21 protein-coding genes are annotated in these 26,228 nt (G+C 65.7%); 12 read left to right on the top strand and 9 right to left on the bottom strand.

Annotated elements, in window-relative coordinates; translation table 11 throughout:
* Positions 1–23 precede the first annotated feature (23 nt).
* The 12 genes from ubiE (at position 24) to AC0L23_RS24755 (ending at position 18,155) form a co-directional block, all read left to right on the top strand.
* Positions 24–785 (top strand): bifunctional demethylmenaquinone methyltransferase/2-methoxy-6-polyprenyl-1,4-benzoquinol methylase UbiE, encoded by a 762-nt coding sequence (gene ubiE, locus AC0L23_RS24810; RefSeq protein WP_085362017.1) that lies wholly within the window; start codon positions 24–26, stop codon positions 783–785.
* Positions 782–2,356, top strand: coding sequence for a 2-polyprenylphenol 6-hydroxylase (gene ubiB, locus AC0L23_RS24805; RefSeq protein WP_085362018.1), 1,575 nt, complete (start codon positions 782–784; stop codon positions 2,354–2,356). The genes ubiE and ubiB overlap by 4 nt, the downstream gene beginning before the upstream one ends.
* A gap of 56 nt (positions 2,357–2,412) precedes the next feature.
* Entirely contained in the window at positions 2,413–3,864 is a 1,452-nt protein-coding gene (gene coaBC, locus AC0L23_RS24800) for a bifunctional phosphopantothenoylcysteine decarboxylase/phosphopantothenate--cysteine ligase CoaBC (protein ID WP_085362019.1), read from the top strand.
* A complete protein-coding gene (gene dut / locus AC0L23_RS24795; RefSeq protein WP_085362020.1) occupies positions 3,861–4,319 on the top strand; it encodes a dUTP diphosphatase in 459 nt (152 codons plus the stop codon). Before coaBC ends, dut begins: the two co-directional genes overlap by 4 nt.
* A 190-nt stretch (positions 4,320–4,509) precedes the next feature.
* Positions 4,510–7,014, top strand: a complete 2,505-nt coding sequence (locus AC0L23_RS24790) for a sensor histidine kinase (protein WP_018455773.1) — start codon at positions 4,510–4,512, stop codon at positions 7,012–7,014.
* The gene (tsaE, locus tag AC0L23_RS24785) at positions 7,011–8,543 is read left to right on the top strand and encodes a tRNA (adenosine(37)-N6)-threonylcarbamoyltransferase complex ATPase subunit type 1 TsaE (RefSeq protein ID WP_085362021.1); all 1,533 of its coding nucleotides are present in this window, start codon (positions 7,011–7,013) and stop codon (positions 8,541–8,543) included. Before AC0L23_RS24790 ends, tsaE begins: the two co-directional genes overlap by 4 nt.
* Before the next feature lie 128 nt (positions 8,544–8,671).
* The gene (locus AC0L23_RS24780; RefSeq protein ID WP_085362022.1) at positions 8,672–8,989 is read left to right on the top strand and encodes a PilZ domain-containing protein; all 318 of its coding nucleotides are present in this window, start codon (positions 8,672–8,674) and stop codon (positions 8,987–8,989) included.
* A gap of 124 nt (positions 8,990–9,113) precedes the next feature.
* Positions 9,114–9,836, top strand: coding sequence for a nucleotidyltransferase family protein (locus AC0L23_RS24775; RefSeq protein WP_018455770.1), 723 nt, complete (start codon positions 9,114–9,116; stop codon positions 9,834–9,836).
* Between the two features lie 127 nt (positions 9,837–9,963).
* Positions 9,964–13,110 carry a double-strand break repair protein AddB gene (gene addB / locus AC0L23_RS24770; RefSeq protein ID WP_085362023.1) on the top strand — a complete coding sequence of 1,049 codons (3,147 nt, stop codon included), beginning with the start codon at positions 9,964–9,966 and terminating at the stop codon, positions 13,108–13,110.
* A complete protein-coding gene (gene addA / locus AC0L23_RS24765; RefSeq protein WP_085385556.1) occupies positions 13,104–16,613 on the top strand; it encodes a double-strand break repair helicase AddA in 3,510 nt (1,169 codons plus the stop codon). Before addB ends, addA begins: the two co-directional genes overlap by 7 nt.
* 62 nt (positions 16,614–16,675) lie before the next feature.
* A complete protein-coding gene (trxA, locus tag AC0L23_RS24760; RefSeq protein ID WP_007598398.1) occupies positions 16,676–16,996 on the top strand; it encodes a thioredoxin in 321 nt (106 codons plus the stop codon).
* Positions 16,997–17,141: 145 nt separating this feature from the next.
* The gene (locus tag AC0L23_RS24755) at positions 17,142–18,155 is read left to right on the top strand and encodes an ATP-dependent DNA ligase (protein ID WP_473357477.1); all 1,014 of its coding nucleotides are present in this window, start codon (positions 17,142–17,144) and stop codon (positions 18,153–18,155) included.
* Between the two features lie 24 nt (positions 18,156–18,179).
* On the opposite strand, the gene AC0L23_RS24750 is transcribed toward AC0L23_RS24755, so the two are convergent.
* The 9 genes from AC0L23_RS24750 to sppA all read right to left on the bottom strand — a co-directional run bounded on the left by AC0L23_RS24750 (position 18,180) and on the right by sppA (position 26,081).
* Positions 18,180–18,920 (bottom strand): metallophosphoesterase family protein, encoded by a 741-nt coding sequence (locus tag AC0L23_RS24750; protein ID WP_085362026.1) that lies wholly within the window; start codon positions 18,918–18,920, stop codon positions 18,180–18,182.
* A gap of 31 nt (positions 18,921–18,951) precedes the next feature.
* Positions 18,952–20,295 carry a bifunctional folylpolyglutamate synthase/dihydrofolate synthase gene (locus tag AC0L23_RS24745; protein ID WP_085362027.1) on the bottom strand — a complete coding sequence of 448 codons (1,344 nt, stop codon included), beginning with the start codon at positions 20,293–20,295 and terminating at the stop codon, positions 18,952–18,954.
* On the bottom strand, positions 20,292–21,233 hold the full coding sequence (accD, locus tag AC0L23_RS24740) for an acetyl-CoA carboxylase, carboxyltransferase subunit beta (protein WP_085362028.1): 942 nt from the start codon (positions 21,231–21,233) through the stop codon (positions 20,292–20,294). Before accD ends, AC0L23_RS24745 begins: the two co-directional genes overlap by 4 nt.
* Before the next feature lie 124 nt (positions 21,234–21,357).
* On the bottom strand, positions 21,358–22,194 hold the full coding sequence (trpA, locus tag AC0L23_RS24735; protein WP_085349901.1) for a tryptophan synthase subunit alpha: 837 nt from the start codon (positions 22,192–22,194) through the stop codon (positions 21,358–21,360).
* A complete protein-coding gene (gene trpB / locus AC0L23_RS24730) occupies positions 22,191–23,408 on the bottom strand; it encodes a tryptophan synthase subunit beta (RefSeq protein ID WP_085362029.1) in 1,218 nt (405 codons plus the stop codon). Before trpB ends, trpA begins: the two co-directional genes overlap by 4 nt.
* Positions 23,405–24,076 carry a phosphoribosylanthranilate isomerase gene (locus AC0L23_RS24725; protein ID WP_085362030.1) on the bottom strand — a complete coding sequence of 224 codons (672 nt, stop codon included), beginning with the start codon at positions 24,074–24,076 and terminating at the stop codon, positions 23,405–23,407. The genes trpB and AC0L23_RS24725 overlap by 4 nt, the downstream gene beginning before the upstream one ends.
* Positions 24,077–24,158: 82 nt before the next feature.
* Positions 24,159–24,551 (bottom strand): lipopolysaccharide assembly protein LapA domain-containing protein, encoded by a 393-nt coding sequence (locus AC0L23_RS24720; RefSeq protein ID WP_085362052.1) that lies wholly within the window; start codon positions 24,549–24,551, stop codon positions 24,159–24,161.
* Between the two features lie 71 nt (positions 24,552–24,622).
* Complete coding sequence (locus AC0L23_RS24715) at positions 24,623–24,928, bottom strand: integration host factor subunit beta (protein WP_007598410.1); 306 nt, start codon at positions 24,926–24,928, stop codon at positions 24,623–24,625.
* A gap of 172 nt (positions 24,929–25,100) precedes the next feature.
* Positions 25,101–26,081 (bottom strand): signal peptide peptidase SppA, encoded by a 981-nt coding sequence (gene sppA, locus AC0L23_RS24710; protein ID WP_018455760.1) that lies wholly within the window; start codon positions 26,079–26,081, stop codon positions 25,101–25,103.
* Between the last annotated feature and the right edge of the window lie 147 nt (positions 26,082–26,228).

Genomic DNA, 26,228 nt, shown 5'->3' with positions numbered 1-26,228 from the left:
GGTCCGCCTCGTGGAGTAGAGTAATGGATCGGCCGGGCGAAACCACGCATTTTGGCTTCAGGGACGTCCCCCTGGGCGACAAGCAGACGCTGGTGAACGATGTGTTTCACAGCGTGGCGTCGCGCTATGATTTGATGAACGATTTGATGTCCGGTGGCCTGCATCGGGTCTGGAAGGACATCATGATCACCGCGCTCGACCCGCCGCGAGGCGACCGGCGGTTCGCGCTGCTCGACGTTGCCGGCGGCACCGGCGACATCTCGTTCCGCGCCGCCAAGGCCGCAGGCCCCGGCTTCCATGCCACCGTCTGCGACATCAATTCCGGGATGCTGGAGGTAGGCCGCGAGCGCGCCGCAAAGCGGCATCTCAAGACCCAGGTCGATTTCGTCGAGGGCAATGCGGAAGCGCTCGCCTTCGCCGACCGCAGCTTCGACGCATATACGATCGCTTTCGGCATTCGCAACGTGCCTCGGATCGATCTCGCGCTGGCCGAGGCCTATCGCGTGCTCAAGCCAGGCAGCCGCTTCCTCTGTCTGGAATTCTCCACCGTCGAGATGCCCGGACTCGATCGTCTTTATGACCTGTTCTCGTTCAAGGTCATCCCGCCGCTCGGCCGCATGATCACGGGTGACGCCGAGTCCTACCAATATTTGGTCGAGTCGATCCGCAAGTTCCCAAGACCCAACGCCTTCGCCGATATGATCCGTAATGCCGGCTTCGCCCGCGTGAACTGGCAGATATTGTCCGGCGGCATCGTCGCACTGCATTCGGGCTGGCGTTTGTGATCTCTGCCATAACCCATAGTGCGCGCCTGATGCGCGCCGCGTTCGTATTCGCGCGCGAGGGCGTGTTCGGCGCCGTCGATCCCAGCCTGGTGCCGCCGCCCGGACAGCTCGCGCTGAAGCTTGCGCGCATCGTCGAACGGGGCGGCCCTAAGGACGGGCCTCGGCTGTCGCGCGCGCTGACCCGGATGGGCCCGGCCTATCTCAAGCTCGGGCAATTTCTGGCGACGCGCCCCGATGTGGTCGGCGTTGCCATGGCGCGTGATCTGGAAAGCCTGCAGGATCGCCTGCCGCCGTTTTCGCAAGTCGAAGCGGAAGCCGTGATCGCGACGTCGCTGGAGCGTCCGCTGACGGACGTATTCGCGAGCCTCAGTGCGCCGGTCGCAGCGGCCTCGATCGCACAGGTGCATCGCGGCGAAGTCTTGCGCGATGGCATCCGCAAGGCAGTCGCCGTGAAAGTGCTGCGCCCCAACGTGGCCGCACGCTTCCGCCGCGACCTCTCCGACTTCTTCTTCGTCGCATACAAGGCCGAGTCCTATTCGTCCGAAGCGCGGCGCCTGCGTCTCATCGAGGTCATCAACACCATGTCGCGCTCGGTCGCGATGGAGATGGACCTGCGCCTCGAGGCCGCGGCGCTGTCGGAGATGGCGGAGAACACGCGCGACGATCCTGATTTCCGCGTACCGACCGTGGACTGGGACCGCACCACGCACAACGTGCTGACGATGGAGTGGATCGACGGCATCGCGCTGAACGATCACAAGCGCCTGGCCGAGTCGCAGGTCGACCTGCCCGATCTCGGCCGCAAGGTGATTCAGAGTTTCCTGCGCCACGCGCTGCGCGACGGCTTCTTCCACGCCGACATGCATCCGGGCAATCTGTTCCTGGATGACGCCGGTCGCCTCGTCGCGGTTGATTTCGGCATCATGGGCCGGCTCGGCATGAAGGAGCGGCGCTTCCTTGCCGAAATCCTGCTCGGCTTCATCACCCGCGACTATCGTCGTGTCGCGGAAGTGCATTTCGAGGCAGGCTACGTCCCGGCGCATCACTCGGTCGAGAACTTCGCGCAAGCGATCCGCGCCATCGGCGAGCCCATTCATAACCGCACGGCGGAAGAGATCTCGATGGCGCGGCTGCTGACGCTGCTGCTCGAGGTCACCGGCCTGTTCGACATGACCACGCGGCCCGAGCTGATCCTGCTCCAGAAAACCATGGTGGTGGTCGAGGGCGTGGCACGCGGCTTCGATCCCAAGCTCGACATCTGGAAGGTCGCCGACCCCGTGGTGCGGGAATGGATCGAGCGCAATCTCGGTCCGATCGGCCGGGTCCAGGGCGCGATCTCCGGCACCGGCGATCTCGCGCGCATCCTGATGCGCCTGCCTGATATCGCCGCGCGCTCGGTTGCGGTGCTCGAACAGCTGGAGACCATGACCCGGGAGGGCATCCGGCTGTCGCCGGAGAGCATCGCGGCGATGGGCCGCAGCGAAGGCCGCAAGAACCGTTGGCGCACCGTGGCGCTCTGGATCATCGCCGCGACCTTCATCGGCATCCTGATCGCCGTCCGGAATCTTTGATTGCAGTGCAATCATGCGAATGATAGCATCGCCATCATTTGTGCTGGAGGGGCGTCATGGCGAGCCTGACCATTCGCAAGCTCGATGAAGGCATCAAAACTTACCTTAGGCTGCGCTCGGCCAGGAACCGCAGGTCGGTCGAGGAAGAGGTCCGGGTCATCCTCGGCGAGCTGATCGAGGGCCGCGAGGAGCCCCTGACGCCGTTCACGGCGCCGCCCGCGGCTTCCGCCACCCCCACGCCCCAGCGCAGCGGCGCCCTCCCCGAGGCCAACGTCACCCTGATCATCGGCGGCGGGATCGCGGCCTACAAATCGCTCGACCTGATCCGCAGGCTCAAGGAGCGGCGGATCGAGGTCCGCTGCGTGCTGACCAAGGCGGCGCAACAATTCGTCACGGCATTGGCCGTGAGCGCGCTCTCGCATGAGCGCGTCTACACCGACCTGTTCGATCCCCAGAGCGAGTTCGACGCCGGTCATATCCGGCTGGCGCGCGAGTGCGACCTGATCGTGGTGGCGCCTGCGACCGCGGATTTGATGGCCAAAATGGCCAACGGCCATGCCGACGATCTCGCCAGCGCCATCCTGCTTGCGACCAACCGCAAGGTCCTGCTCGCGCCGGCGATGAACCCGCTGATGTGGAACAACGCGGCGACGCGGCGCAATGTCGCGCAACTTCAACGCGACGGCGTGATGCTGATCGGGCCGAATTCCGGCGAGATGGCGGAAGCCGGTGAAGCCGGCATCGGTCGCATGTCCGAGGCGATCGAAATTGCGGCTGCCACCGAGCGACTGCTGCGGCCGCCGGTGCCGCGCCCCCTCGCCGGCAAGCGCGTGCTGATCACGGCTGGTCCGACCCACGAGCCGATCGATCCGGTGCGCTACATCGCCAACCGATCCTCCGGTAAGCAGGGCTTTGCGATCGCCGCCGCGGCACAGGCCGCGGGCGCCGAGGTAATCCTGGTCAGCGGCCCGGTCGATCTCAGCGATCCCCAGGGCGTGACAGTCAAGCATGTGGAATCGGCACGGCAGATGCTGGAGCAGGTGCGGGCCGCGCTCCCCGCTGACATCGCGATCTTCGCCGCCGCCGTCGCCGACTGGCGGGTCGCCAATGAAGGCGAGCAGAAGCTGAAGAAGACTTCGGCCGGCATGCCGCCGCTCCAGCTGGTCGAAAACCCCGACATCCTCGCGACGATCGCCAAGCTGACCGACCAGCGGCCGCCACTGGTGATCGGCTTTGCCGCCGAGACCGAGCACCTCATCGACAACGCCAAGTCGAAGCTTGCCCGCAAGGGCTGCGACTGGATTGTCGCCAACGACGTCTCCCCCGCAACCGGCGTCATGGGCGGGGACCGCAACACCGTGCACCTCATCAGCCGCAAGAGCGGTGAGAAGGATGGCGAGCTTGCAGTTGATTCCTGGCCGGCGATGACCAAGGAACAGGTCGCCATCGAACTGGTCGCGCATATCGCAAAGAGCGTGACCGGCAAATCCCGGGAGCCCGCATCTTGAGCACCAAAGTCACCGTCGAACTGCAACGCCTGCCCCATGCGGAGGGGCTGCCGCTGCCGGCCTATCAGACCAATGATGCCGCCGGTCTCGACCTGATGGCGGCGGTGCCTGAGAACGAGCCGCTGACGCTCGCGTCCGGCCAATACGCGCTGGTGCCGACGGGACTCGCGATCGCGTTGCCGCCCGGCTACGAGGCGCAGGTGCGGCCGCGCTCCGGGCTTGCGGCCAAGCACGGCGTCACCGTGCTGAACTCACCGGGCACGATCGACGCGGACTATCGCGGCGAGATCAAGGTGATCCTGATCAACCACGGCCAGACCGCCTTCGTGGTCAAGCGCGGCGAGCGCATCGCGCAGATGGTGATCGCGCCAATGGTGCAGGCCGCGCTGGTTCCCGTGTCGACATTGTCCGCGACCGATCGCGGGACCGGCGGATTCGGCTCGACCGGCCGCTAACACACGGCACATCCTGCCGAATCACCCGAGGAACTACGTGAATTGGAACACCGCCTCCGGCATTTTTTTGGGACCGCCGTTGCGTTCACGATCTGGACTCTTACCGGTGGAGTCACGGTGAGGGTATTGTCGTTTGATTCGCGCGCGACGGGGGTCGCCGCGCGCAAATTCGTGCGATCTTGGGGCAACTATGTCAGGCGTGATCGTGTCGATGCGTCGGACGCTGCTGTCGTGCACATCGCTCGTGCGCAACGGCTTGTTGGGAAGCGCTCTCGCAGCGCTGCTGCCGGCTGCGCCGGCTGAGGCCGCCGACCTCGTCGACACACTCTCAACGTTGCTGGATTTCAACCGGCAGGAGCTCGCGGTGCTGGCCACCGCGCTGGCCTTGCTCGGCTTCTCGGTGGTCGCCGCGATCCTCCTGATGCGCACGCGCGTGCGCACGGCGAAGAACGAGGCGCGGCTGCGCGCCCGGATCGGGGAACTCCAGCTCCAGGCCGACCGCTTCGGCGCATTGCTGTTCGCCGAGCCGCAGATCCTGATCTCCTGGCCGGCCGGCGACAATCGCGCGCAGATCTCCGGTGACATCTCCATGGTGCTGCCGCGCGACTCCTCTCCCCAGCGCGTGCTCGCGTTTGGAACCTGGTTGCCGCCGGAACCGGCGCTGCAGATGGATCACGCCGTCGATGCGCTGCGCGACCGCGGCGACGGGTTCCAGCTGACGCTCACCACCGCGCATGGCCACACGCTGGAGGCCATCGGCCGCGCCATCGGTGGCCAAGCCATCGTCAGGATTCGCGAACTCTCGGGGCTCCGCCGCGATCTGGCCGAGACCAATCTGCGTTACAAGGCACTTTCCGACGAGACGGAGATGTTGCGCGGCTTCGCGACCGCCGCCCCCTGGCCGATCTGGGCCAAGGGCGAGAACGGCGCGCTGGCTTATGCCAATCCCGCCTATGTCCGTGCGACCGAGGCGGCGAGCATCACCGACGCCCAGGAGCGCAAGCTCGAGCTGCTCGACAGCGCCGACCGCACCGCGATGGAGCGGGGACTGAAGGAAGCGGCCAATTTCACCTCGCGGCTGCCGATCGTGATCGGCGGCGAGCGGCGCATCTATGATGTGCGCGCCGTCAATGTCGGTGGCGGCAATGTCGGCGTTGCCATCGATGCCAGCGAGGCGGATGCCTTGAGCTCGGCGCTGGTGCGGATGGCGGAGGCGCATCGCCGTACGCTGGACCAGCTCTCCTCGGGCGTTGCCGTGTTCGACGGCCAGCGCCGGCTTGCCTTCTACAATGATTCCTACCGCCAGCTGTGGGACCTCGACCGCACCTTTCTCGACGCCAACCCCGATGATTCCAGCGTGCTCGACAAGCTTCGCGCCGCGCGCAAATTGCCGGAGCAGCCGGACTTCCGCGCCTGGAAGGCCAAGCTGCACGAGGCTTATCGGGCGGTCGAGGCCGCCAAGGACACCTGGTATCTGCCCGATGGGCGCGCGCTCTCCGTCGTCACCACGCCGAATCCCGAGGGCGGCGTCACCTATCTGTTCGACGACGTCACCGAGAGCCTGGAGCTCGCCCGCCGCTTCGACGGCATGATCCGGGTCCAGCGTGAGACGCTGGATAGCCTCGCCGAGGGCGTTGCGGTGTTCGGCAGCAATGGCAGGGCGCAGCTGTTCAACCCGGCGTTCGTCCGGATGTGGAAGCTGTCCGCTGACGCCATGCGCGACGAGCCGCACATCCAGACGGTCGAGGGCTGGTGCCATCAGCTGTTCGACGACGCGATCGTTTGGCGGCAGATCCGCGAGGCCGTCACCTCGATCGAGAGCCGCGCCGACATTCCGCTGAAGCTTGAGCGCAAGGACGGCAGCGTGCTCGACGGCATGATCCGGCCGCTGCACGACGGCGCCACGATGCTGACGTTCCAGGACATCACCGACACCGAGAACGTCGAGCGCGCTCTGCGCGAGCGCAACGAGGCGCTGGAGGCGGCCGACCAGATGAAGGTGGATTTCGTCCACCACGTCTCCTACGAGCTGCGCTCGCCGCTCACCACCATCATTGGCTTTGCGCATTTCCTCAGTGATCCCTCGACCGGGCCGCTGACCCCGAAACAGGCCGAATATCTCGACTACGTCACCAAATCGACCAATGCGCTGCTGGCGCTGACCAACAACATCCTGGATCTCGCCACCATCGACGCCGGCGCCATGAAGCTGGAACTCGGTCCGGTCGACGTCAGCAAGACCATCGAGCTCGCCGCCGAGGGTCTCCAGGACCGGCTCGCCACCGACCGCATCCGCCTCAAGGTCGAGATCGCGCCCGATGTCGGCAGCTTCACCGGCGACGAGAAGCGCGTGGTGCAGGTGCTCTATAACCTCCTCGCCAACGCCGTCGGGTTTTCTCCACCGGATTCCACCGTCGGCATCAGCGCCCGCCGCACCGAACGCAGTGTGGTCTTCACCGTGACAGATTCCGGGCCTGGAATACCTGCCGACATGAAGGACAAGGTGTTCAACTGGTTCGAGAGCCGCTCGCAAGGCTCGCGTCATCGCGGCGCCGGGCTCGGCCTGTCGCTGGTGCGCTCCTTCGTCGAGCTGCATGGCGGCAATATCCGGGTGGATTCGATCGTGGGCAGGGGCACGGTGGTGATCTGTGACTTCCCGACCGACCAGGCGGCGCATCGCGACGCCGCCGAATGACTGCGCCAACCACATTCGCCGTCGCGCTCCACAACGAGACAGCCACTGCGCAACTGATGGCCGACCTCGCGCTGCTGGTCGGCCCCGGCGATGTCATCACGCTCACCGGCGATCTCGGGGCCGGCAAGACCGCGGCGGCGCGGGCCATGATCCGCTACCTCGCCGGTGACGATGCACTGGAAGTGCCGAGCCCGACCTTCACGCTGGTGCAGGGCTACGAGCTGCCACCGTTCCCGGTGATGCATGCCGACCTCTACCGCGTCGAGGACGAGAGCGAGCTCGAAGAGATCGGGCTGTCGCCGCTGCCGGAAGCAACCCTCGTCCTGATCGAATGGCCGGAGCGCGCGCCGTCGGCGATGCCTCAAGACCGCATCGACATCGCGCTGACGCACCGGCCGGCGCTGGGCTCGAATGCACGCGCCGCCGACATCACCGGCCATGGCAAGGCTGCCGCCATCGTCGCGCGGCTGCAGGCGCTGCGCGAATTCCTCGATGCATCCGGCTACATGGAGGCAACGCGCAAACGCATGGCGGGCGACGCCTCGACGCGCTCCTATGCGCGGCTGCAGCGCGACGACGAGATCGTCATCCTCATGAATTCGCCGCAGCGCCCCGATGGTGCTGCGATGTACAACGGAAAATCCTACAGCGCCGCGGTGCATCTCGCCGAAAACATCAAACCCTTCGTCGCCATCGACGAGGGCCTGCGCGCGCAGGGAATCTCGGCGCCCGCGATCCATCATTCCGACCTCGACCACGGGTTCCTGATCAGCGAAGACTTCGGCACCGAAGGCGTGATCGAGGGCGATCCGCCGCGCCCGATCGCCGAACGCTACGAAGCCGCGGCCGATCTGCTGGCCGTGCTGCACGGCAAGACGCTGCCGCAAACGCTGCCGCTCGGGCGGCAGACCTACGCCATTCCCGTCTTCGATATCGAGGCGCTGCTGATCGAAATCGGCTTGATGCCGGAATGGTACCTGCCTGATCGCAACGCGCCGCTGGACGACGCGAAGCGCGCCGAATTTTTCGCCATGTGGCGCGAGTTGCTGCAGAAGGCGCAGGCCGCGCCGAAGACCTGGATCATCCGCGATTATCACTCGCCGAATCTGATCTGGCTCAGCAATCGCACCGGCATCGAACGCGTCGGCGTGATCGATTTCCAGGACACCGTGCTGGGGCCGCAATCCTACGACGTGGTGTCGCTGCTCCAGGACGCCCGCATCGACGTGCCCGAGGCGATCGAGCTGACGCTGCTGTCGCGCTACATCAAGGCGCGCCGCGCCAGCGAGGCGAGCTTCGATGCGGCCGGCTTCGCCGAGCTCTACGCCATCATGTCGGCGCAGCGGAACACGCGTCTGCTCGGCACCTTTGCCCGCCTCAACCGCCGCGACGGCAAGCCGCATTATCTGCGTCACCAGCCGCGGATCTGGACCTATCTCCAGCGCTCCCTGGCGCATCCCGCGCTCGCCCATCTGCGCGACTGGTATCTCGCCAACGTCCCGCCGCCCCAAAGGCAGGCCCAAGGCTGAGGCCCAAGGCTGAAAAGGCTAGTAGGGGCTGAAAAGGCTGATTCAGGGCTCGATTTACCGGCTGTTGGCCAAGACGCCGGTAATCTGGCGGCGGAGCAGCCGGATGATTACGGGCTGGAGCAGGGCAGATGGCGGTGAAGACGGACCAGCGCGGCAGCAGCCGGGTTGTTTTCGAGCGCGGGATCGCGGCCCAGATGATGGGTATCGACGGCACCTGGCGGCGCGACTGCACCATGGAGGACGTCTCCGACAGCGGCGCCAAATTGACCATCGACGGCTCGGTCGAAGGCTTGCATCTCAAGGAGTTTTTTCTGCTGCTATCGTCCACCGGACTTGCATACCGACGCTGCGAGCTCGCCTGGGTCAATGGCGACCAGATCGGCGTCAACTTTCTCAAGCTCGGCGACAAGAAGAAAAAGACGCGGTCAACGTCCATCGGGGCGTAACGGCAACACCTGTCGTACAAGCGTCACGGCAGGTGGTTAAGGCGGTTAAGACGCGGTGCGGTCGGTCGAACCTCATGTTAGGATTGCTGCGAACGCGAGATCAGTAGGTCTGAGAAAGCGAAGGATGCCCGTCAAACCGACCAAAGCCATGGTGCTCGCCGCAGGGTTCGGCCTGCGCATGCGTCCGTTGACGGACAAGATGCCGAAACCGATGGTTCCGGTGGCCGGCCAGCCGCTGCTCGACCATGTGCTCGACAAGCTCGGTCGGGCCGGCGTGAGCGAGGCGGTGGTCAACGTGCATTACCTGCCGGACCAGATCATCGATCACACCGCATCCCGCCAGCATCCGCGCGTGACCATCTCGGACGAGCGCGACCAGGTGCTCGGCACCGGCGGCGGCGTGGTCAAGGCACTGCCGCTGCTCGGGGACGCACCGTTCTTTCACGTCAATTCCGACACGCTGTGGATCGACGGCGTACGCTCCAACCTGACGCGGCTCGCCGAAAACTTTGATCCCGCGCGGATGGACATTTTGCTGCTGATGGCGCCGACGGCGACCAGCATCGGCTATAGCGGCCGCGGCGATTACGGCATGCTGGCCGACGGTGCCCTGCGCAAGCGCAAGGAAAAAGAGGTCGTTCCGTTCGTCTATGCCGGCGCTGCGATTTTGTCGCCGTCGATCTTCGCCGATGCCCCCGCGGGCGAGTTCTCGCTGACCAAGATGTTCGATCGTGCCAACGAGCAGGAGCGGCTGTTCGGCCTTCGCCTCGACGGCGTCTGGATGCATGTCGGCACGCCTGATGCCGTGCACGCGGCGGAAGAGGCGTTTCTGGAGAGCGTGGCGTAGGGCTGCGCCATTGTCCCCTACGGCACCTGTTCTGGTCCGGCAAACAGCGGGGACTATCCCACCTCCGCCCATGACCATTTGACTCCGCCTCCCTATATTGGCGCCTGATTCCCGAATCAGGCAGCTCATGCGCGTTTTCAGCGTTCCCATCTCAGTTCCGTTCCTGCGCACCGTCGTCTCAGGCTTGCTCGACGGCCGGCTGGTCGAGGGCTTTGAGGCACGCAAGGAGCCGGCACGGCTGGCGGATACCACACTGTACCTGCCGACACGGCGCGCCATGCGCGTCGTCCGCGAGATCTTCCTCGACGAGATGAAGGCGGATGCTGTCGTGCTGCCGCGGATCGTCGCGCTCGGCGACATCGACGAGGATGAGCTCGCTTTCGCCGATGAGGGCGAACAGTTTTCCGGCGCAACGCCGCTCGACATTCCGCCGCGGCTCGGCGAGCTCGAACGGCGGCTGACACTGGCGCAACTCGTCGCGGCCTGGGCCAAGGGTCCGGTGCTGTCTCCGCTGGTCGTCGGCGGCCCCGCATCGACGCTGGCGCTCGCTTCCGATCTCGCGCGGCTGATCGACGACATGGTCACGCGCGGCGTCGACTGGAGCGCGCTCGATGGCCTCGTGCCCGATATGCTCGACCGCTACTGGCAGCATTCGCTCGAATTCCTGCGCATCGCGCGCATCGCCTGGCCCGGTCATCTCGCCGAAATCAAACGCATCGAACCCGCTGCCCGCCGCGACCTCCTGATCAATGCCGAAGCCAGGCGGCTGACCGTGCATCGCCATGGCCCCGTGATCGCGGCCGGTTCGACCGGCTCGATGCCGGCCACGGCAAGATTTCTCCACGCAGTCGCTTCGCTGCCGCATGGCGCCGTGGTGCTGCCCGGCCTCGACACTGATCTCGATGACGATGCCTGGCGCAGCATCGGCGGCGTCCGCGATGCGCTCGGCAAGTTTGCGGAGCATCCGGTCTCGAACCATCCGCAATATGCCATGCACGCGCTGCTGGATCGCTTTGGCATCAAGCGCAGCGACGTCGATATCCTCAAGCCTCCGGCGGAAGGCGGTCGCGATCTGCTCGCCTCCGAATCGATGCGGCCATCGGCCAAGACCGAGATCTGGCACGACCGGTTGAAGCAGCCGGATGTGGCCTTAAAGATCACCGGCGGCATGAAGAACCTCGCGGTTGTCGAAGCTCCCAACCCTGAAATGGAAGCGCTCGCCATCGCCATTGCGATGCGCGAGGCGCGGCACCTCGACAAATCCGCCGCACTTGTCACGCCCGATCGCGCCCTGGCGCGGCGGGTGATGGCCGCGCTGACCCGGTGGGATCTCGCATTCGACGATTCCGGCGGCGACGTCCTGATGGAAACCTCCGCCGGCGTCTTTGCCCGACTGACAGCTGAGGCTGCGACCAAGGGACTGGAGCCGCCGACGCTGCTCGCAATGTTGAAGCATCCGCTGTGCCGGCTCGGCCGGGCCCCTGGCGCATGGAAGGCTGCGATCGAAGGCCTGGAGCTCGCCTTGTTGCGCGGCACGCGCCCGCCTGCAGGCACCGCCGGCCTCTTGCGCGAATTCAATCGCTTTCGCGAGGAGCTGACCAAGCTGTGGCGCAGCGAAGTCTCCGCGCTGCATAAGGCCGAGCCGCGCGCACGTCTCAAGGCGGAAGACCTCGATCGCATCCAGGCGCTGATCGATGCCTTACGACAAGCCTTGGCGCCGATCGAGAGTCTTGCGTCATCAAAACCGTATGACTTCGCCGAACTCGCGCATCGGCATCGCGAGATCATGATCGAACTGTCGCGCGACGAGCAGGGCATTTCCGTGGCCTTCGAGGACCGCGAGGGCCTCGCGCTCGCGAGCGCCTTCGACGATCTCCTGCGCGGCGGCACGACCAGCGGACTGATGGTCACGCTGCCCGACTACGCAGACGTGTTCCAGACCGCGTTCAGCGATCGCGCGGTGCGGCGGCGGGACAGGCCAGGCGCGCGGCTCCAGATCTACGGACCGCTGGAATCACGCCTGATGCAGGCCGACCGCATCATCGTCGGCGGGCTGATCGAGGGGGTCTGGCCACCGGCGCCGCGCATCGATCCGTGGCTGAGCCGGCCGATGCGGCACCAGCTGGGCCTCGATCTGCCGGAACGCCGTATCGGCCTCTCCGCGCATGATTTTGCGCAACTGCTGGGCGGCGACGAGGTCATCCTCACCCACTCCGCCAAGGCTGGCGGTGCCCCGGCGGTTGCCTCGCGCTTCCTGCACCGGTTGGAGGCGGTCGCGGGCGATGCGCACTGGAAGGCCGCGATTCGCGCGGGCGAGAAATACGTGCAGTTCGCAGCCGCGCTGGACCAGCCCGACGAGGTGAGGCCGATCAAGCAGCCCGAGCCGCGACCGCCACGCGCGACCCGGCCGCTCAGGATGTCTGTGACTGGGATCGAGGACTGGCTGCGCGATCCCTATACGATCTACGCAAAACACATTTTGCGGCTCGACGCGCTCGATCCCGTCGACATGCCGCTGTCGGCCGCCGACCGCGGCTCGGCGATCCACGATGCGCTCGGAGAGTTCACGGAACGCTACGCCACCGATCTGCCCGACGATCCGGCGCGCGTGCTGCGCGCGATCGGCGAAAAATACTTTGAGCCGCTGATGGAGCGACCCGAGGCGCGGGCGCTGTGGTGGCCGCGCTTCCAGCGCATCGCACGCTGGTTCGGCGAATGGGAGACGGCGCGGCGCGACGCGATCGAGGCGATCGCCGCGGAAACTCGCGGCGAGATCTCGATCCCGCTCGACCATGGGCGCAGCTTCCGTCTCTCCGCGCGCGCCGACCGCATCGAACGGCGCCGGGGCGGCGGCTACGCCATCCTCGACTACAAGACCGGCCAGCCACCGACCGGCAAGCAGGTCCGCATGGGCCTGTCGCCGCAGCTCACGCTGGAAGCCGCGATCCTGCGCGAGGGTGGTTTTCCCGACATTGATGCCGGCGCGTCCGTGAGCCAGCTCGTCTATGTTCGCCTGAGCGGCAACAATCCGCCGGGCGAAGAACGCATTCTCGAACTCAAGTTCAAGCAGGGCGACGAGCCGCAGCCGCCGGACACCGCGGCTGCCGAGGCCAGGGCCAAGCTCGAGGCGCTGATTCGCGCCTTCGAGGACGAGAACCAGCCCTATACCTCGTTGAACCTGCCGATGTGGACCAACCGCTACGGCGCCTATGACGATCTCGCCCGGATCAAGGAATGGTCCGCGGCCGGCGGATTGGGGATCGAGGAATGGTGAAGGCACCGCGCCCCATCCCGGATGAGGTGCGCGCCAGGCAAGCGCGCGCATCGGACCCGTCCGCGTCGGCCTTCGTGTCGGCCAATGCCGGCTCGGGCAAGACGCATGTGCTGGTGCAGCGCGTGATCCGCCTGCTGCTCGCGGGCGTGCCGCCGGAAAAGATCCTCTGCATCACCTTCACCAAGGCGGCCGCCGCCAACATGGCCGAGCGCGTGTTCACCACGCTCGGGCATTGGGTGACGCTCGACGACACGGCACTCGATGCGGCGATCCGCGCGGTCGGCATCCCGCACCCCACTACAAAATTGCGGCGCGACGCACGTAAGCTGTTCGCCTGTGCGCTGGAGACGCCCGGCGGGCTCAAGGTGCAGACCATCCACGCGCTGTGCACGCGTTTGCTCCAGCAGTTTCCGTTCGAGGCCAATGTCCCCGCGCGCTTCGCCGTGATCGACGAGCGCGACCAGACCGACATGATGGAGCGCGCCAATCTGAAGGTGCTGCTGGAGGCCGCGCGCGATCCTGACAGCGTCACCGGCCGCGCGCTGCTGACCGCGATGGCGAGCGCCGCCGATGTCACCTTCAAGGAAGTGGTGCGCGAGGCTTGCCTGAGCCGCGATCACTTCATGGCCTGGACCGATGAAGCCGGCAGCGCGGAGCTGGCTGCCGCGCAGATGGCAGCGGCGTTGGGGGTGGACGCGAACGATCGGATCGAGGACATCGAGACCGAGATTGTCGACGGTCCGTTCCTGCCGCGATCGCGCTGGGACGACATCGCCGTTGCGCTGGAGGACGGCAGCAAGTCCGACAACGACCAGGCCTGCCGGCTTCGCGAGGCAATGGTCTTTTCCGGCGCCGCGCAGGTCGATGCCTATCTCAGCGTCTTCCTCACGGACGAAAAGCTGCCGCGCAAGGCGGTGCTGACCAAGAAGTTTTGCGATCACAACCCGTCCGTCGCCCGCCTGTTCGAGAACGAGGCGCAGCGCGTCAGTGGGTTAATCGAGACGCGCCGTGCGGTCACCATGCGAGACCGCACCGCGGCCCTGCTGCATATCGCGACCGCGGCTGCCGCAAACTACCGCCGCGAGAAGCAGGAGCGCGGGCTGCTTGACTATGACGACCTCATCGACAAGACGCTGGCGATGCTCGATCGCGTTTCCTCGGGCTGGGTGCATTACAAGCTCGACCGCGGCGTCGATCACGTGCTGATCGACGAGGCCCAGGACACCAGCCCGCGGCAATGGGACATCGTCGCGCACATCATCTCGGAATTCACAGCCGGCGAAGGTGCGCGCGAAGGCCTGAACCGCACCGTCTTTGCTGTCGGCGACGAAAAGCAGTCGATTTTCTCCTTTCAGGGCGCCCAGCCCCGGGAATTCGATGCGCGCCGGCGCGAACTGCACCGCAAGTTCACGGGGGCCGGACTGAAATTCGATCCGGTCGCCTTCACCTATTCGTTCCGCTCCGGCGCCGCGATCCTGCATTCGGTGGACCACGTCTTCCGCGAGCCCGCGATCTACAAGAGCATCCATTCGGTCGAGACCGGTCATCCCCTGCACAATGCACTCGGCGATGCCGGCCCCAGCGTGATCGAGCTGTGGGACCTGGCGGAAGCCGACGACAGGCAGGAGATCGAGGGCTGGCGCGCACCGTTCGACGGGGTCGCCGCCACCAGCCCCGAGGTGAAGCTCGCGCGCCGGATCCAGACCGAGATCAAGCGGCTGGTCGAAAGCGGCACGCTGACCGGGCACGAAGGCGAGCGGCGTCCCCTACGCTATGGCGACATGCTGATCCTGGTGCGCCGGCGCGGCAATGCGTTCGACGCGGTGATCCAGGCGCTGAAGCACGCCAACGTTCCGGTCGCCGGCGCCGATCGGCTCAAGCTCACCGAGCACATCGGAATCATCGACCTGATGAATCTCGCCGATGCGCTGCTGCTGCCGCAAGACGATCTCGCGCTCGCGGTGGCGCTGAAGAGCCCGCTGTTCGGGCTCGATGACGACGATCTGTTCCAGCTGGCCCATGACCGCAAGGGATCGCTGCGTCGCGCGCTCGGCGAACATGCCCCGACAAGCGAGACATTCGCTGCGGCCCTGCGACGCCTCGAAGCCTGCGAAATCCGAGCCCGCGAGGAGACGCCGTTCGCCTTTTACGCCTGGTTGCTCGGGGGAGACGGCGGACGCGCGCGCATGCTGCGCCGGCTCGGTCATGAGGCCAATGACGCGCTCGATGAGTTCCTGGAGCTGGCGCTGAACTACGAGCGCAAGGCGCCCGCCTCGCTGCAGGGTTTCATGGCCTGGCTGCGCTCGGCCGATACCGAGGTGAAGCGCGACATGGAGATCTCGCGCGATGAGGTGCGGGTGATGACCGTGCACGGCGCCAAGGGCCTGGAGGCCTCGGTCGTGTTCATGGTCGACACTACATCGTCGCCAGCGGATTCGCAGCGGCTGCGGCTGATCCATGTCCCGCGCGGCAATGGCGGCGAGGTGGTGGTCTGGGCCGGACGCAAGGCGGATGATCCCAAACCCGTCGTCGAGGCGCGCAAGGCGATGCTCGAGGAGACCGAGGACGAATATCGCCGCCTGCTCTACGTCGCGATGACGCGCGCCGCCGACCGGCTCATCGTCGGCGGCTGCATGCCCGGCAACATGAAGACGGTTCGCAAGCTGAGCTGGTACGATCTGGTCGACACCGGGCTCGCCGGCTCGGGCCTGACGAAGGAGACGATCGAGACGCCGCTGGGAAAGGCGACGCGCTTCTCCCGACCGGAGGATGTCGTGGCGCTGGGCACGCCCGCGGCCTCGTTGGACCAGGCGACCGCGCTCCCGGACTGGCTGCGGACGCCGGCACCGCGCGACACCATCGACGACGATCCGGTGCGCCCCTCCGGCCAGCCGTCCGGGGACGGCCGCGCCGTGCAGTCGGGCGAATCAGTGCAGTCCCGCGCGCTCGCGCTGCAACGCGGCACGCTGGTGCACCGGCTATTGCAATCGCTCCCCGACATCGCCACTGAGCGCCGACGCGAGGCCGCGCTCGGCTTCATGGCGCGCAACGCGGCGGATTGGGCGGAGGCCGACCGGACCGCGCTGGCCGACAAGGTGCTCGGCTTGATCGCCGAGCCACGGTTTGCGCCCGTGTTTGCGGCCGGCAGCCGGGCGGAGGTCGCGATCGTCGGCCGGCTGGAACGGCCGGGCCACGCCCGGGCGCTGGTGTCGGGGCAGATCGACCGGTTGGTCGTTCGGCCGGATGAGGTCCTCATCGTCGATTTCAAGACCAATCAGGCGGCTCCCAGGAGCGCCGATGCGGCGCCCGCCGCCTATGTCCGGCAGCTTGCGCTCTATCGGGCGGTGCTATCGCGGCTTTATCCCCAAAAGCCTGTCCGCGCCGCCCTGCTTTGGACCGAGGCCCTTGAATATATGGAGATTTCGGCTCCCGCGCTGGACGCGGCGCTGGCATCTCTTCATCTCGGTGTGAGCGTCCTTGACCCGGCAAGGAGCCATTCATAGGTTGACGCCATGATCTTGGCGCGATTCCCGTCGCGCCGTTCTCTCAGGTACGAGGTACTCCCATGGCCGTTGGTAAGGTTTCTGACACCGATTTCGAAGCCGAAGTGCTCAAGGCAAACGGCCCCGTGGTCGTCGATTTCTGGGCCGAATGGTGCGGCCCCTGCCGCATGATCGCACCCGCGCTCGACGAGATCGCCGGCGCGATGGGCGACAAGGTCAAGATCGTGAAGCTCAACGTCGACGAGAGCCCGAAGACCGCGTCGAAATATGGCGTGATGTCGATCCCGACCCTGATGATCTTCAAGGGCGGCGAGATGGCCTCCCGCCAGGTCGGCGCGGCGCCGAAGGCGAAGCTGCAGCAGTGGATCACTTCCGCGGTCTGATCCGCCGCGCGCAAGATTATTTTTGGAAACGGCCGGCGAAAGTCGGCCGTTTCGCGTTGATGGGACATGTCCAGCGTATGATGAGTCCCGCCTGTTGCCTCCTCCTCCCGCAAAACGCGCGCGAAAGTCGGACCCCCTCGTGGCGATGGAGGCGCGCTCGGTCGACGCGATCCCGCGCGGCAAGGAGTGGCAATACGAGCCGAAATGGGATGGCTTTCGTTGCCTGCTCTCGCGCAACGGCGGCAGCATTGATCTGCGCTCGAAATCCGGTGAAGACCTTGCGCGTTATTTCCCCGAGATCGTCGCCGCGGCGCTGAAGCTGAAGGCGGATCGCTTCACCCTCGACGGCGAGATCGTCGTGCCGCACGGCAAGGGGTTTTCCTTCGACGCGCTGCTGCAACGCATTCACCCTGCGGCGAGCCGCGTGAAGAAACTCTCGGAGGAGACGCCGGCGCTCTATCTCGCCTTCGATCTGCTTGCGACGGCCAGGGAGAAGCAGCTTGCCGGGCAACCGCTGAGGGAGCGGCGACCGGCGCTGGAAGCGTTTGCCAAGGCCAATCTGAAAGGCAGCATCTTCCGCCTCTCACCGGCGACGACGAGCTACGCCATTGCGAAGAAATGGCTGGCGCAATCCGGCGGCGGCTCGGACGGCGTCATCGCCAAGCGCGTCGACCTGCCCTACCAGGCGGGAAATCGCGACGGCATGCAGAAGATCAAGAAATTCCGCAGCGCCGATTGCGTGGTCGGCGGTTTCCGCTATGCGACCAACAAGATCGCCGGCTGGAGCGTGGTCGGTTCGCTGCTGCTCGGGCTTTACGATGACGATGGTCTCCTGCACCATGTCGGCTTCACCTCGGCGATCAAAGCGGCGGAAAAGCCTGACCTGACCGATCGGCTTGAGGCGTTGATCGGCGAGCCCGGCTTCACCGGCAACGCGCCGGGCGGCCCCAGCCGCTGGTCCACCGAGCGCTCGGCGAAGTGGTGTCCGCTCAAACCGAAACTCGTGATCGAGGTCTGCTATGATCATTTCAGCGGCGAGCGCTTTCGCCACGGCACCTCGATCCTGCGCTGGCGCCCCGACAAGGCCCCGCGGCAATGCAGCTTCGAGCAGCTGAAGCAGAAGGCGGTGGATCCGATGAAGCTGCTAAAACAGCCGTAGCCGGTCGCCCGGATGGAGCGGCAACTATCCGATCCATCCCGTCGCCAGCGCATTCGCCAACTCCGGCTGGCCGTTGCGGCGAGCGAGCGTGGCCATCGCCTCGTGATCATAGACCACATGGCGGAACGTGACCTGCCAGGCACCATCGGTTAGCTCAAGGATCGCATAGCGCGCGTGCGGCGTGCCGGCCTCCACGACATGCGGGAACGGATGCTTGTCACGGAAGCCCGGGCCGCCCAGGCTGCCGGGATTGACGATCAGCCTTCCGTCGCGAAGTCGCACGGCACGGGCGAGATGGGTGTGGGCGCACAGGATCAGTGATTGCGCGATACCTTGCGCAAACTGCTCGATGCGATCGAGCGGCGACAGCGCCACCGCGCCGTCGGGATGCACGGTATCGAGCCAATACACCTCGTCATTGTCGGGAGTCGCATGACACATGAAAATCTGCTCGCGAAAGACGCGCGTCATCGGCTGCGCGCGCAGCCAGTCGAGTTGCGCGGCATTGAGCGCTGCATGGGCCGGGCGATCCCACGAGCCCATCTTCTCGGGCGCACGGTCGAGCAGATAGCGATCGTGATTGCCGAGCACGTGCACGGCATCGAGCTTCATCAGGATTTCGATGGTTCGGCGCGCATCAAGCGGGCCGCTCAGCATGTCGCCGAGATCGACAATCTCGGAGACGCCTTGCGCGCGGATGTCGGCGAGCACAGCTTCCAGCGCGAGGTAGTTTCCGTGAACGTCGGCAATCGCGGCAAAACGCATGGGTCTTCCCGTAGCTCGGATGGAGCGAAGACTATACAGGAGGCGTGCCGTTGATGGCGAGCACGTGGCCGGCGAGATAGAGCGAGCCGGTGATCAGAATGCGCGGCGGCACTTCGTAGGCGAGCTTCGCCAAGGTGCGCAGTGCGGCCTCCACGCCGGGCGCGGGCTCGACGCGCATGCCGAGGCTGCGCGCGGCATCCGTAAGGCGGTCGACCGGCATCGCGTTGTCGGTGTCGGGAATCGGCACCGCGATGATGTGACGGGTCAGACCGGCGAAATTGGCGAGAAAGCCTTTCGCGTCCTTGTTGGCCATCATGCCCGCGATCACGACCAGCGGCCGCGACACCCGCTCTTCGAGATCGCCGAGCGCGGCCGCCGCGACGCGGCCGCCTTCCGCATTGTGGCCGCCGTCGAGCCAGATCTCCGAGCCCTGCGGGCCGAGAGCGAGCAGCTCGCCCGAAGCGATGCGCTGCATCCGCGCCGGCCATTCCGCACCGACGATCCCCGCCTCGAACGCCGCCTGGTTGATCTTGAAGGCGTTGGTGGCCCGCAACGTCGCGATGGCGAGACCGGCATTGTCGAACTGGTGCCGGCCGAACAGGCGCGGCGCTGTGAGATCCATCAAGCCGCGCTCATCGGAATAAACCAGCCGCCCGTTCTCGACATTGACATGCCAGCTCTCGCCCGCGGCAAACAATGGCGCGCGCATGCGCCTGGCCTGCGCCTCGATCACGGCCATCGCCTCAGCCGGCTGCTCGGCGCAAACCACGGGCACGCCACACTTGATGATCCCAGCCTTTTCGCCCGCGATCGACGTCAAGGTGTCACCGAGCAAATCCATGTGGTCCATGCTGACAGGCGTGATCACGCAGGCCGCCGGCGCGTCAACCACATTGGTTGAATCAAGCCGGCCGCCAAGGCCGACCTCCAGCAGAACCACATCGGCCGGGTTCCGCGCGAACAGATGAAATGCAGCCGCCGTCTTGAGCTCGAACACGGTGGCCGGCTCGCCGGCATTGACACGCTCGACCTCTTCCAGTGCCGCGCGCAACTCGTCGTCGCCGACCAGCACGCCGCCCCCGACGCGGCCGAGCCGGAAGCATTCGTTGATGCGAACGAGATAGGGTGAAGTGTAAGCGTGGACGCGCAGGTTAGCTGCCTCCAGCGTCGCGCGCAGATAAGCGAGCGTCGAGCCCTTGCCGTTGGTACCGGCGATGTGGATCACCGGCGGCAGCTTGCGCTCGGGGTGACCGAGCCGCTCGAGCAGGCGGTGCATCCGCTCCAGCCCGAGATCGATGCGTTTCTGATGCAGGGCCGACAGCCGCCCGATCAATTCGCCGAGCGGCGGCTTTGCGCTGTCAGAGGAAGCGTTCACGCGTGCGGCGCGGCCGGCGCCGTTTCGGGAGCCGATACGATCTGCGCCGGACTGACGACCGGCTGTACCGGCTGTGATGCGGCCTCAAGCGCAGGTGCCCTGGTCAACAGTCGGCAGAGCCGCGCCAGGGTCGGGCGCAATTCGTGGCGATGCACGACCATGTCGATCATGCCGTGCTCCTTGAGGTATTCGGCGCGCTGAAACCCCTCGGGGAGTTTTTCGCGGATGGTCTGCTCGATCACGCGCGCGCCGGCAAAACCGATCAGCGCACCGGGCTCGGCAATCTGCACGTCGCCGAGCATCGCATAGGACGCAGTGACGCCGCCGGTGGTCGGGTTGGTCAGCACGACGATGTAGGGCTGTTTTGCTTCACGCAGCATCTGCACCGCGACCGTGGTGCGCGGCATCTGCATCAGCGACAAGATGCCTTCCTGCATGCGCGCGCCACCACTGGCGGCGAACACGATGAAGGGTGACTTCTTCTCGACCGCGAGCTCGAGCCCGCGCACGATGGCTTCGCCCGCGGCCATGCCGAGCGAGCCGCCCATGAAGTCGAAATCCTGCACCGCGACGACGACGGCGGCACCTTCGAGCTTGCCGTAGCCGACCTTGATCGCGTCGTTCAGATTGGTCCGCGCGCGGGCATCCTTGATGCGATCGACGTACTTCTTCTCGTCACGGAACTTGAGCGGATCGGGCGTGACGTCAGGCAGCGCGACGTCGTACCAGGTCTCATTGTCGAAAATCGACTTCAGACGCGCCACCGCATTCATGCGCATATGATAGTTCGAGCCGGGGATGACGAACTGGTTGGCCTCGACGTCCTTGTAGAACACGAGCTGTCCGGAATCCGGGCACTTGATCCACAGATTCTCCGGCGTCTCCCGCCGCAGCATGTTGCGGATCTTCGGCCGGACCACATTGGTAAGCCAGTTCATGGTTTGCTCCGATGTGCGATCCCGCCTGGGGACCACCTGAAGGGATATATGGCGGCCGGGACCCGGCCCGGCAAGCCGCCGTATCGTCCGCCTTGCTCGTCGGACTTGGCAGCGGAATTAAGGCCTATTCCGCCGCCTGTTGCGCGCCCTTGACGCCCTGGGCCAGTGCCGCCGTCAGCTCGGCGACGGCGTTGACGGTTTTGGCCGTCGCGCGCCCTTCCGCATCGAGGCTGTTCTTGAGCGCATCGACCAGCGCGGTGCCGACTACCGAGCCATTGGCCTTTTCGGCAATGGCGCGCGCCGCCTCCGGCGTGCGGATGCCGAAACCGACGCATATCGGGAGCTTGGTATGCCGCTTGATGCGCGCGACCGCGTCGCCGACGGCATTGGCGTCCGCCTCCGCTGCACCGGTGATGCCGGCGATAGAGACATAGTAGACAAAGCCTGACGTGTTCGCGAGCACGGCCGGCAGGCGCTTGTCGTCGGTGGTCGGCGTCGCCAGGCGGATGAAATTGAGGCCGGCCTTCATCGCGGGCAGGCAGAGCTCGTCGTCCTCTTCCGGCGGCAGGTCGACGATGATGAGGCCGTCGATGCCGGCACTCTTCGCATCACCTAAGAACTTGTCGACGCCATAGATGTAGATCGGGTTGTAGTAGCCCATCAGCACGATCGGCGTGGCATTGTCGTCCTTGCGGAAGCCGCGCACGAGATCGAGCGTCTTCTTCAGCGTCATGCCGGCCTTAAGCGCGCGCAGGCCTGCCGCCTGGATCGACGGACCGTCGGCCATCGGATCGGTGAAGGGCATACCGAGCTCGATCACATCGGCGCCCGCCTTCGGCAGCGCCTTGATGATCTCGAGCGAGGTGGCCGGATCGGGATCGCCGGCCATCACGAAAGTGACGAAGGCCGCGCGGCCGGCTTTCTTCAGCTCGGCGAAGCGGGTGTCGATACGCGTGGTCACTTGCTCTTGCCCCTCAGGATGTCGCCGACCTGCGGGACGTCCTTGTCGCCGCGGCCGGAGAGGTTGACGACCATCAGGTGATCTTTGGTCCGCTTCGGCGCGAGCTCCATCACCTTGGCGATGGCATGTGCCGGTTCGAGCGCGGGGATGATGCCTTCCAGCTTTGACAGCACCTGGAACGCTGCGAGCGCCTCGTCGTCGGTCGCGGAGAGATAGTTCACGCGGCCGATCTCGTGCAGCCAGGAGTGCTCGGGGCCGATGCCGGGATAGTCGAGCCCGGCGGAGATCGAATGCGCGTCCTGGACCTGGCCGTCGGCGTCCATCAGGAGATAGGTGCGGTTGCCGTGCAGCACGCCGGGACGACCGCCCGCGATCGACGCCGCATGCAGTTGCGTCAGCCCGTGGCCCGCAGCTTCGACGCCGAAGATCTCGACGGTGGAATCGTCGAGGAACGGATGAAAAAGGCCCATCGCGTTGGAGCCGCCGCCGATGCAGGCCACCAGCGAGTCCGGCAGGCGGCCTTCGATCTCCTGCATCTGCGCCTTGGTCTCATTGCCGATGATCGACTGGAAGTCGCGGACCAGCGTCGGATAGGGATGCGGACCCGCGACCGTGCCGATGCAGTAGAAGGTGTTGTGCACGTTGGTGACCCAGTCGCGCAGCGCCTCGTTCATGGCATCCTTCAGCGTGCGCGTGCCCGACTGCACTGGAATGACCGTTGCGCCCAACATCTCCATGCGGATGACGTTGGGCTGCTGCCGCTCGACGTCGACGGCGCCCATGTAAACGATGCATTCGAGGCCGAAGCGCGCGCACAGCGTCGCGGTGGCGACACCGTGCTGGCCGGCGCCGGTCTCGGCGATGATGCGCTTCTTGCCCATGCGTCGCGCCAGCATGATCTGGCCGAGCACGTTGTTCACCTTGTGCGAGCCGGTGTGGTTGAGCTCTTCGCGCTTGAGGTAGATTTTCGCGCCGCCCAGATGCTCGGTCAGACGCTCGGCGAAATAGAGCGGCGAGGGCCGGCCGACATAATTCTTGAGATAGCCGTTCATCTCGATCTGGAAGGCCGGATCGACCTTGGCCTCGGTGTAGGCTTTCTCCAGATCGAGGATCAGCGGCATCAGGGTTTCGGCAACGAAGCGTCCGCCGAAAATGCCGAAATGGCCGCGCTCGTCGGGGCCGCTGCGATAGGAATTGGGTTTTGCAACATTCATCGGACGCTCAACTCTTGACTTGCATCTTGGCTTGCGCGCGCGGCGCGAATGAAGGCCTTGATCATCTCGGGGTCCTTCACGCCCGGGGCGCTCTCGACACCGGAGGAGACGTCGACGCCACCGGCCCGGGTGACGCGAACGGCTTCGGCGACGTTGTCGGCGCTGAGGCCGCCCGAGACCATATACGGCAACGCGAGCTCCAGGTTTCCGAGCAGATGCCAATCGAATGGTGCGCCGAGGCCGCCTGGCCGCGTTGCGTCCTTCGGTGCGCGCGCATCGAACAGGATGCGTTCGGCAACCTCTGCGTAACCGGGCAGCACGGCGAGATCGGCTGACGTTGCGACCGGCACGACCTTCATCACCGGACGACCGACCCGTTGCCTGATGTCGCGCAGCCGGGCCACGCTCTCCGTGCCATGAAGCTGGAAAATGTCCGGCGACAGCGCGTCCATGATGTTGTCGAGCGTGGCATCGTCGGCATCGACGGTGAGCGCGACCTTGAGCGCGCGCCGCTTCACCTGCCGGCCGAGCTCCCGGCCGGCTTCCAGCGACAAATGTCGCGGCGACGGCGGGAAGAACACGAAGCCCACCATGTCGGCACCCGCCTCGAGCGCCGTTTCGAGCGTCTCGGGCGTGGACAGGCCGCAGATTTTGACGAGCAAGGACATGTTCTCGACGGATATGGGCTCAAAGCAAATGGAGGGCCGCGGGTCCGCGGCCGGAAAACGGGCTTTTCGGTTGCGGCCGCTTCTACAACGTCGCGCGCTGCTTGTCTCGCCCGACGGGCCCGTAAAGCCCCACACCGGAGGGAACGGGGAGGCGCTGGGACTCAGGCCTTGCTGCGGCAGACTGGGCCCGCAGATCAGCCAGCTCGCCTCGCGCGGCCCGGGCATCCGCGTCATGCCGGCGCGCCGCACGCCGCCAGTGCCGCTGGCCCAACCAGACGGCACAACCACCCGCGACCACCCCGAGCGCAGCCACCACGATCAGGAGCAGGAACAGCGGCAGCGTGACCGAGAATGACGGGTCATTGGACACGAAGGGATCGAACGAGACCGTGACGAAATGCCGGTTGGCGACGGCAAACACCATCAGGATCAGGCCCAGCGGAATCACGACCAGCGCGGTCAGGAATTTTCGCATCTCGGCTCGCTCGCCTTGAATCAAGCTTGCGGTCGCATCGCTCGCGACCGCGGGAAACCCTGAGGTGGACCTCAGTCTGGCGCGCCTGGATCCGGATGGTCGCGATTCAGCCGTTCGCGCATTTCCTTGCCGGTCTTGAAGAACGGAACGCTCTTCTGATCGACAGGCACATGGGCGCCGGTGCGCGGATTGCGCCCTGCGCGTGCAGGGCGATGCTTGACCGAGAAGGCACCGAAGCCGCGCAACTCGACGCGATCACCGCGCGCGAGGGCCGCTACGATCTCTTCGAGAATCGCATTCACAATGTTCTCGACATCCCGCTGGTACAGATGCGGGTTGTGCTCGGCGATACGCTGAACAAGTTCGGATTTGATCATCGAGAGATAGGACCCGGGAGCGTGCGGACGACCATTTCCGTGAAAATACCGTGATCTGTCAAGACGCTAAATGAGGGTTGAGCGTCGTGAAAACACGTGACAAATGCCGAAAAAGCGGGCTGGACCTACACGCGCCGAACGGGAAAAACCTCTGTAGCTCGCCCGGTTCCGGTCAGTTCGACGCCGCCGGCTGCCACAAGGCGAGCATTCCATCCATTCCGAGCCGATCGACCGCCTGTGCGACGCCGGTTTGTCCGATTTGATGCGCAATCGAGCCTAAACCCAGTGCTTCCAGCGTTACTGCGGCCGCCGTCTTGAGGAACGGCAGATCGCTGAAGCGCGGCTGCAGCTTGTAATCGCGCACGGAGAGCCCCTTCTTGACGCCCTTCTGCTCGACCAGCCAGGTCACGGCGGTCTTCTCGTCGCCGATCTGATCGATCAGCTTGAGATCGATGGCCTGGCGTCCGGTGAAGACACGGCCATCAACCACTTTCTCGAGCTGCGTGTCATCCATGCCACGCCGTTCCTTCACCAATCCCTTGAACCAGGCATAGGAATCCTTCACCAACGCATCGAGCGCCGCCCGTGCCTCAGGGCTGGTTGGCTCGAAACCGTTGGGCGCGGCCTTCAGCGGCGTGGACTTTACCTCCTCGACCTTGACGCCGACGGTCTTCAACAGCTCCGAGACGTTCGGAAACTGGAACAGCACGCCGATCGAGCCGACCAGCGAGCTCTGCTGGGCGATGATGTGATCGCTGGCGATCGCGGTGATGTAGCCGCCGGAGGCGGCGAGGCCTTCGACGACGACAACGAGCGGCTTCTTTGCCTTCAACCGTACAAGCGAATCATAGAGCTGCTCGGAGCCGGCGGTGGTGCCGCCCGGCGAATTGATGTGAACGATGACGGCGGCGGCCTGCGAATTCTCCAGCCGCTCGAGCGCCTGGGTCCGATCGGAATCGCTGCGGATCAGGCCCTCGATCTGGACCCGCGCGATCGAGCCGGCGGACGCGAACGTGCCGCGCGCACCAGGCGTCGCGACCAGCGCGAAGCCTGCGATCGCCGCGATCGCGATCAGCGCGGCCAATACGCGCCAGAACGTCAGCTTGCGGCGGATCCTGCGGCGATCGACGATGATGTCCGAATCGAGTGACATCTCAATATCTCCAAATGAAAGGCCAGGCGCGTTGTGCCGTCGCAGCGTCGCCATTGGCTTATCTGGATACATCAATTGCGGCGCAATTAGAAGAAAACAAGGCCGGCTGCCGCGTAGCCCGGATGGAGCGCAAGCGTAACCCGGGGT

The organism is Bradyrhizobium sp. MI1.4, from assembly GCF_055811315.1.
The sequence above is the reverse complement of the archived record's forward strand: the minus strand, read 5'-3'. Positions and strand labels throughout refer to the sequence as shown.